Source organism: Streptomyces sp. CNP082 (assembly GCF_059570535.1).
In genome coordinates, this window is the sequence record NZ_JCANSZ010000116.1 from 1 (window position 1) to 7,891 (window position 7,891).

A 7,891-nucleotide genomic window follows, 5' to 3' on the forward strand; every position below is an offset into this window, starting at 1 on the left:
CCTCTAGACCCGGACTTCGCGGGTCACCTTTCAGGTCTGTGGCCAGCGGGTTTGTCCGATGTCGGTATCGAGTAGGTCGAGGAGGTGGAGTTGGACGCCGCGGGTTATCTGGACGGTGGGCGGGTCAGTGAGGTTGCCGATCCTCAGGGTGAGTTCGCCGAGGTGGTAGAAGATCATGCGGCCGGTGGGGCGGGCTCGGCGGTTGTCCGGGTAGAGGCCGGTCATGGTCTGGTCGCCGCCGAGGGCGCGTCTGGCCTGGCGTTCGATGAGGCAGAAGACGAGCAGGGCCAGGCAGATGACCTGGATCAGGGCGGCGACGCGCCGGTTGTGCTGCACGAAGACCGGTGCGACCGCCAGGGGGCCTTTGAAGTCGTGGTAGCGGCGTTCGACCGCGCCCTGGCCCTTGTAGTGGACCAGGATCCGGGCCGAGTTGGCCCGCTCGGCCGGGATGCTGGTCAGCAGCGCGTACCAGCCGTCCACGGCGGCCTCGGAGGCCAAGGCTTCCTGGTCGAAGTGCCAGGCCAGGGTGGGCTTTCCGTGTTCGTCTTCGGTGATCGTCCAGCGCAGACAGGAGGTCACATGGCGTTTGGCTGCGATGACTCCGATGCGAGCGGTGATCTTCGAGCCGGTCTTGTAGTGCCGGCCGCCGGCTGCACTCGCGAGTTTGTCCATCTCCTCACCGGCCCGGGCCAGACGCTTCTCGCGGGCTCTGCGCTGGCCCGCTGCAACGGCGGTGGAGTGCACCAGGACCCGGCGCACCCGGTGCACGGGGTCCCGCTTGCGGGGCCCGGTCAGGGTATGGACGTCCTCCAGAACCCGGTAGCTCTCCCGCTGGTCGGCGGGCTTGCCCGCGTCCCGCCCGGGCACCCAGTCCACAGCCTGGGCCTGGGTGAGATCCAGCGCGGCATAGACCTCGTCCTTGACCTGGGCAGCCGGGACGGGGGCGATGAAGTCCACCCCGGCCGACAAAAGCGCGGTGATGTTGGCGTACGACACCAGTTTGGAGTCGGCAACCATCAGGAACTTCTGTTCACCGGCCATGCCTTGCAGGTCCTTCATCGCCCCGACGGCCTGGCTGACCTCGGCCGCTTTGCCGCCCAGGACCCGGGCATGGACGGGGATGCCGCCGTCGGCGGACACCGCAAGCCCCGTCTGGACCTGCTTAAGGTCCACCCGCCGGTCCTTGGGACGCCCGTGGGCAATGACCGGGTACTGCTCGTCCTGGTCCTGGACCGGATAGGCGCCATGGACGGACATGCTGGTCATATCCCAGTGCAGCCGCGACACATCGATGCCGAACTCGGAGATGGCCCGTGCGCCGACGGTGCCCGCGATGGCCTCCAGTTTCGGGGCGATCGCGTCCAGGGCCCGGGCCAGACGGTCGTCGTTGAGCAGATCCGCCTCGATACCAAAGATCTCCTCCACCGCCCAGGTGCGGGCCCAGTCACCGACCCTCACCAGCGGTGCCGGCGAGGTCAGCCGGTTGGCCACCAATGCCTCGACCACCTGCCCATGGGTCAGATGCGCGCTCGCACCCCCCGGGCACACCTCGTCGACGACCCCCGCGACATCCAACCGGCGCAGAAACTCGGCAGCGACAGGCAGAGCGCCCAGACGCTTCTCCACCACGGACATCACCACCACATCAAGGCGCTGACGGACAGACCGTGGCCGCGGGGACCGGGAAGTCATCGACACACCCCACCCAACGCCGAACGACCGACCCGGGACACCCCCGGACCAGTCACACCATACGAATCAACGACCCGCGAAGTCCGGGTCTAGACGCCCCGCACGGTTGCTCTGCGTGGGCTCCTGGGTACGCTAAGACGTGGTCCGTCCAGGTCGGTCGCAGGTGGGGGCATGGGTGTCAGGTGACGTGAGCCAGCACTATGACCGACTCGCCGGCACGTACGACGAGAACTGGACCTACAGCGGCGGCTACATCCGCTGGATGGCCTCCTGCATCATCGATGCGCTCCAGCTCGGGCCCGAGGAGCGGATCGCGGACATAGGTTGCGGGACCGGCCTGTATGCACGAGAAGTCGCCCAGCGCATCAAGCCCGAGTTTCCGCTGCAGTGCGTGGACCCCTCCGCCGGCATGCTCAAGCAGCTCCCGTCGTCGTCCGACCTTTCGCCGGTGCAGGCGTCGGCGGAGGACCTGGCGGAGGGGCGTGTCCGTCTGCCCACAGCGCCGATCGATGCCGCGTGGATGAAGGAGGCCGTCCACCACATTGAGGATCGCTCCCGGACGCTCGCTGGTCTCGCGAAGCTGCTGGCCCCTGGTGGCCGTCTGCTGGTTGCGATGCTGCCGAAGACGATCCAATACCCGCTCTTCGATGCTGCTCTCCGCCGCTACGAGGAGCTTCAGCCCGACCCGGCCGACATCACCCGGCATCTGACCGAAGCCGGTCTGCAGGCTGATCTGACCTACGTCGAGTATCCGCTGACCATCGGCAAGGACCGGTACCTGGGTATGGTCCGGGCCCGCTACATGTCGCTGCTCTCGACGTTCACCGATGCGGAGCTTGAGGCCGGCATCGTCGAGATCAGCGACAGATACCCGGGGCCGTATCTCCAGTTCCCCGACCGCTTCGCCTTCGTGTTGGGTCGCCGAGCGGAGCCGGCTGCCCAGCCCTCGTCGGAGAGGATCGGGAAGCCGCGGTGACCGGACTCGTCGACGAACGCCTGGGCCGTCTCCGTGAGGAGCTGGACGATCACGCGCGTATCGCCGAGCGATTAGGGCTCGACCTGGAGCGTCCGCTCCGATCGCTGAGTGACGGCTACCCGGAAAATGCCGTCACCCTGATCGGCAAGCTCACCGAGAAGTTGCTCAAGGAACTGTGGCGACACCACCGGGTCCCCGGCGACCCGTCGGCCCGCGCCCTCAACGACCTGATCAAGGGATGCCGACCACACATCCGCAGCAATACGGTCATCGACGCGTTCACGGACATCCAGCGGCTGCGGAACCGCTCTTCCCATGATGGCTACGAGATCGCCGAGGAGGACGGACTCCTCGCCGTCCGCCGGCTCGTCACCGTTCTCGCCTGGTTCACCGAGACCGCAAGCCAGGCCCTGGTCGGCGACGACCCGAGACTCCTCCCGGAGACCGCGCGCCGCACCGAGTTCCTCTCGGGTCTGTACCTTACCCTCGGATACCGTCTCGCCAAGCGCTTCATGCTGTCGCCGGAAACGGTGTACCAGCTGTTCTGCCGCGAGTCCGGGATGCGCTTGGAGTACGCCGAGCTGCTGCTGTCATCGAGTGCCGAGGAACTCAGCTCCGTCTTGGCCTCCACCGATGGCGAACTGCTGCGCACCCGGCTGCCGAAGGTGACCAGGTTCGTCATCCTCAACGACGAAGTCAGCGAGGGGCATGAGCTGTTCGGGCGGGACCGTCGCTGCGTGCGGTACGACCGGTTCGTCGACAGCCTGGTGGACTTCGACAGCCACCTGAGGGATGTCACCACCGCGGTGCCGCAACTGCCCACGCAGCGCCTTCCGATCTGCGCGGCCATGCTCACCTCCGACTCCCGCACCGGGGACAGCTGTATCACCGACGTACCGGATGCCGCATCGGCCCTTTCGGAACTTGCCCGCGGCTCGGCGAACGTCCTCGTCATCGGACGGCCCGGCAGCGGCAAGAGCACCTTGCTGCGCTCCCTCGTCACCGACGCGCCGCCAGACAGGGGAAGGTATCGCTTCTACTTCGACCTGAGTCTGAATCTCAAGGGCGAGACGTTCCCGGAGTACGTCGCCCGCAGTCTCGTGCTGAAGAACCGGGACGATCGGGACCGGACGTTCGCCGTCTTCCTGTACCTGGTCCGGTCAGGCTCCGCGCTGTGCGTACTCGACGCGATCGACGAAGCCGTGGACCAGCCCAGCCCGGCTGGCTTCCTGCGTCTCTTCGCGGACCTGTCGCCGCTGCTGTCTGCCGAGTCGACGGTCGTCCTCAGCTCCCGCGTCTCCTTCCTCGCCGACTCACCGCAGATGCGCGGGCTGCTCGATCACCACAGCGCTCTGTCCGAGCAGTTGGTGGAGCAGATGTACGCGATCGGAGTGGAGCCGGACCGTCTCCCCCATGTCAACGTCCTGCGCCTGACCGACGCCCGACCCGCGGCCGGTGACCGACCGGAGGCAGGGACGGCCGCGGGTTCCACTCCCCTGGAGCGAGGTCTATCCGCTGCCCTGGGCATCCGGGAGTCCAGGCCGCTGGGCGAGCTGCTGGGCCACCACATCGACTCGGTCCTCCACTCGGGCGGCCTGGCTCACCTGGCGACACCCCTGGCGGAGCTGGCAGGCCGCGCATTCCTCACGGACCAGCAGTCGTTCTCCCTTCTGGACCTGCACAACACGCTTGGCGGTGCCATCTTCGACGACGGCCGGATCGACTTCGCGTACCTGCGTCCAGCCGAGCTGTTCCGACCGGTCGGCCCCGACACCGTGACCTTCCTGCACACCGCCTACCAAGAGCTGCTCACCGCCCGCTATCTGAGTGAGTCCGCCAACCGCCGTGCGGCAGCCGAGGTGCCGGATGGCGGGCGGCTCACTGAACAGGTCCGCAACTTCCTCTCCCTCACCTCAAACGGAGCTTCGATCAGCGACGACTGCGTCGTGCCGCCCGGTGTCTACCTCGTCGGCCCAGCCGAACACCTCATGCTGCGCCGCCTCGACAGGCCGGTCCGCTTCGACCGCCACGCCGTGACGGTGGCCCGATACCGCCGCTTCCTTGAGGAACTCAACGACGACGGCACCTCCCGCTGGGACCATCCCGATCAACCTGACGGAATCGTGCACACACCATGGTTCGAACGACTGCGGGCCAGGGACTACTACAGCGACCCCAAGTATGACGCGCACCCGGCGACCTGCATCACCTGGTGGAGTGCCTATGCCTTCGCCACCTTCGAGGGCAAGCGTCTGCCCACCTCCCTGGAGTGGGAGGCGGCGGCCCGCGGCGTCGACGGCCGGCTCTTCCCCTGGGGTGACGTCCCGGACCTGGAATCCGTCAACTGTGCGGACTCGTGGATCGGCCATCCGGTGGTCACGTACCAGGCATGGAAGGCCGAGTTCGACCGGAACGACCTGAACAGGGCATGGGTCTCCTCGGTCCACGACCGGCCAGCCAACCACTCCCCTTACGGGGTCCACGACATGGCCGGCAACGTCTGGGAGTGGACCTCAACCATGGTGGACCCTCCCGGAGAAGCCGTTATCTGCGGCGGCTCGTACGACAACCCTCTACGGGCAGTCCAGACCAGCTCCAAGAGCCTCTACCGGCGGCACGGCAGCAGCAACGCGGTCGGCTTCCGCCTCATTGAGGACCTGTGAACCGGGCCGACCTCGCGACGTCATGGAGCAGCGATGAGCAGTAAGGAGCAAGCGAGCACGGCGCCCGACGGCCCGCCGCGCTTCGGCAGGACCGTCGAGCGCACCGCGTACGGCGGCGGACGGGACGGCAAGACGCGGAACTACGTCGTCCAAGACGAGGCGGACGGGCGGACCTACTCCTTCAACTACACCGACATAGTCACCGAGGGTTTCCGCACCATCCGCATCGGCGAGCGCGTCCGCTTCTACCTGCCCAGCCTGGACAGCTGGCAGGCGACCTTCGTGATCCGCCTGGACCAGCCCGACCCGGAAGCCTTCTACGGGTGAGCCCGGGAGGCCACTCCCTGAGCGCAGTACGCAAGACCATCACCGTCGTGCTGCCGGCGCGGATGACGGCGCCTCCTGGCTGGGAGAAGGGCCCTCTCCCCTTCCGGTACCGGGACCGCGTCGCGGACCGGACCACGCGAAAGACGTACTTCGCCACGCCAACGGCCCGCGTACTGTACGGAGAGCCGGAACGCTCCTGCCGGTGGCACCGCACCATCGACATAACGCAAAGTGACCTCACCGCCCAGGGCGTAGAGCTGCTGCACACCCCGCTCGGAGAGGACCGGCAACGAGCCCTCGCCATCCTCCACCTCACGGCGAACGACCTCAACGGCCGCGGGTTCCACGACGTCCTCCGCGCACTGGCCCACCGCCCCGACGCCCCGCCGTCGCCGCTGACCGGCCGACTCGAACCCACAGCACTCCTACCGGCCAACACCAGCCTCGTACCGAGGGCCCAGGCATTCACGGTGGCGTTCCTCACGCCGCAGGACGAGCGCCTGCCGCGCCTGTACCCGGCCCGCCAACGCACCTGGCCCTCCGCAGACCAGTGGCTGTGGGCACTCGCCTCACGCACCAACGCCACCGACTACCCACCCGACCCCGCAACCATCCCCGGCCTCACGGAGAACGCCCTACGCCTCTCCGCAGACTGGAGCGCCCTCGTGCTACGCGACGGCGCCGCCTTCATTGGCTGCCGCCCGGACCGCGGACCCCACGACCCGTTCCTCGGCTTCGCCGAACTGCACGCCCGCACCGTCTACCTCGACGCCCTACTCCTGGGCATGATCCAACGCGACCACATCAACCAACTCACCGAAATACTCTCCCGCGTCTTCGACCGCGGCCACCTCGCCCGCAACGTGGCCGGGCTCGAACAGCACATCGCCCGTTTCCGCAGCACCTACTGGCGCCAGCACCTCACCCGCCACGGTCCGGCCAACGACCTGCTGCTCGCTTACCAGAGCCAGCACAGCCTGCAACGCCAGTTCGACGAGATCCTCGCGGAAGCAACGGACTACGCCCGCCTCGTCCAGAACCAGGAAAGCCAGCAGATCAACGGCGCCCTGGGCATCCTGACCATCCTCGGCCTACCGCTCGGCACCGCCCTGGGCGCCCAACAGGTCCTCGGCGACACCAGTCCCTGGCACCTACTCGCCTACCTAGGCGGCGCCCTGGCCGCCACCGGCGCCCTCCTCACGACGCGCTACGGACGGCTCGTGCTGCGTGCCCTACGGGGACAGCCCCGAGACCACAGACGAGAGTAGAGAACAGCCTCACCTCACGTCCTTGCACGCCCTGACCGCAGCTCCCGCAGGCCAGCCGTTCCGAGCAGCAAGAATCAAACGATCACGTTCGGTTGAGAGACGACTGATGAGGCTTGACGTCCTGGCCATGGAGTTGGTTCGCCCGGAGGCTGGGCGAACCAACCACGGCTGACGTCAGTTGTTGCTGATCAAAGTGGTGGCATCCTCGACTGCTACGGCGAGGGCCTCATCGAGCTTTTCGGGGCGGCGCCCGCCGGCACTGGCGATGGCTCCGGTGCCTCCTCCTCCGCCGCCGACTGCCTTGGCGGCGCGGGTGAGGATCTGGGCTGCTTGCGCGCCGCGGGTGGTCAGTTCCTGGGAGATGGCTGCGATCAGCAGGGCCTTGCCGGAGTGGCGCATGGCGAGGAGAACAACCGACTGTCCTGCGGAGAGTCGGGCCAGGGCGTCCGTGGCCAGCATGCGCAGTTCGTCGGGGGTGACGTCGGTGATCTGCTGGGCGACGAGCTGTCCTTCGCCGACGTGGCGGGCGTTGTCGGCGAGTTGAGCGGCCTGGGATCGCAGTTGGGCTTTCCTGGTCTTGGCGAGCTCGGTCTGGGCGGTCGCAAGGGCCTCCAGGCGCCTGTGGAGGGTGTCGGGTGCGTCCTGGGGGCGGGTGCCGAGCAGTGCGGCCAGTTCGTTCAGCAACTGTCGCTCGGTGTCGAGGTGGTGCAGGGCCCCGTGCCCGGTGAGGGCCTCGACACGGCGGAGGTTGGAGCCGNTCGAGGATTCGGACAACAGGCGGAAGGTGCCGACTTGGGAAGCGTGGGCGACGTGTGTGCCGCCGCACAGTTCGCGGGAGAAGTCGCCGATGTCGACGATGCGGACGGTGTCGCCGTATTTCTCGCCGAACAAGGCGAGTGCCCCGGCGGCCTCGGCATCCGCCCGGTCGGCGTACCAGGCCCGTACGCCGGGGTCGTCGAGGATGT

6 protein-coding genes are annotated in these 7,891 nt (G+C 67.7%); 4 read left to right on the top strand and 2 right to left on the bottom strand.

Annotation, left to right across the window (positions count from 1 at the left end; translation table 11 throughout):
* Window positions 1-30 precede the first annotated feature (30 nt).
* Window positions 31-1,635 (bottom strand): IS1634 family transposase, encoded by a 1,605-nt coding sequence (locus B124_RS36555; RefSeq protein ID WP_496500751.1) that lies wholly within the window; start codon window positions 1,633-1,635, stop codon window positions 31-33.
* 244 nt (window positions 1,636-1,879) lie between these two features.
* On the opposite strand from B124_RS36555, the gene B124_RS36560 reads away from it, so the two are divergent.
* Genes B124_RS36560 through B124_RS36575 form a run of 4 tightly spaced genes read left to right on the top strand, consistent with a single transcriptional unit; the run spans window position 1,880 to window position 6,926 of the window.
* Window positions 1,880-2,668: a class I SAM-dependent methyltransferase gene (locus tag B124_RS36560; protein ID WP_496507334.1), complete on the top strand. Its 789-nt coding sequence runs from the start codon at window positions 1,880-1,882 to the stop codon at window positions 2,666-2,668.
* Window positions 2,665-5,331, top strand: a complete 2,667-nt coding sequence (locus B124_RS36565) for a formylglycine-generating enzyme family protein (RefSeq protein WP_496507335.1) — start codon at window positions 2,665-2,667, stop codon at window positions 5,329-5,331. The genes B124_RS36560 and B124_RS36565 overlap by 4 nt, the downstream gene beginning before the upstream one ends.
* Window positions 5,332-5,364: 33 nt before the next feature.
* A complete protein-coding gene (locus tag B124_RS36570) occupies window positions 5,365-5,658 on the top strand; it encodes a hypothetical protein (protein WP_496507336.1) in 294 nt (97 codons plus the stop codon).
* A complete protein-coding gene (locus B124_RS36575) occupies window positions 5,655-6,926 on the top strand; it encodes a hypothetical protein (protein ID WP_496507337.1) in 1,272 nt (423 codons plus the stop codon). Before B124_RS36570 ends, B124_RS36575 begins: the two co-directional genes overlap by 4 nt.
* 174 nt (window positions 6,927-7,100) lie before the next feature.
* Here B124_RS36575 and B124_RS36580 read toward each other — a convergent pair whose 3' ends face one another.
* Complete coding sequence (locus B124_RS36580) at window positions 7,101-7,817, bottom strand: DHHA1 domain-containing protein (RefSeq protein WP_496507338.1); 717 nt, start codon at window positions 7,815-7,817, stop codon at window positions 7,101-7,103.
* Window positions 7,818-7,891 lie beyond the last annotated feature (74 nt).

Excerpts from the sequence above, each read along its gene's own strand:
- B124_RS36555 (WP_496500751.1), bottom strand. The coding sequence starts at position 1,635 with ATGTCCGTGGTGGAGAAGCGTCTGGGCGCTCTGCCTGTCGCTGCCGAG.
- B124_RS36570 (WP_496507336.1), top strand. The coding sequence starts at position 5,365 with ATGAGCAGTAAGGAGCAAGCGAGCACGGCGCCCGACGGCCCGCCGCGC.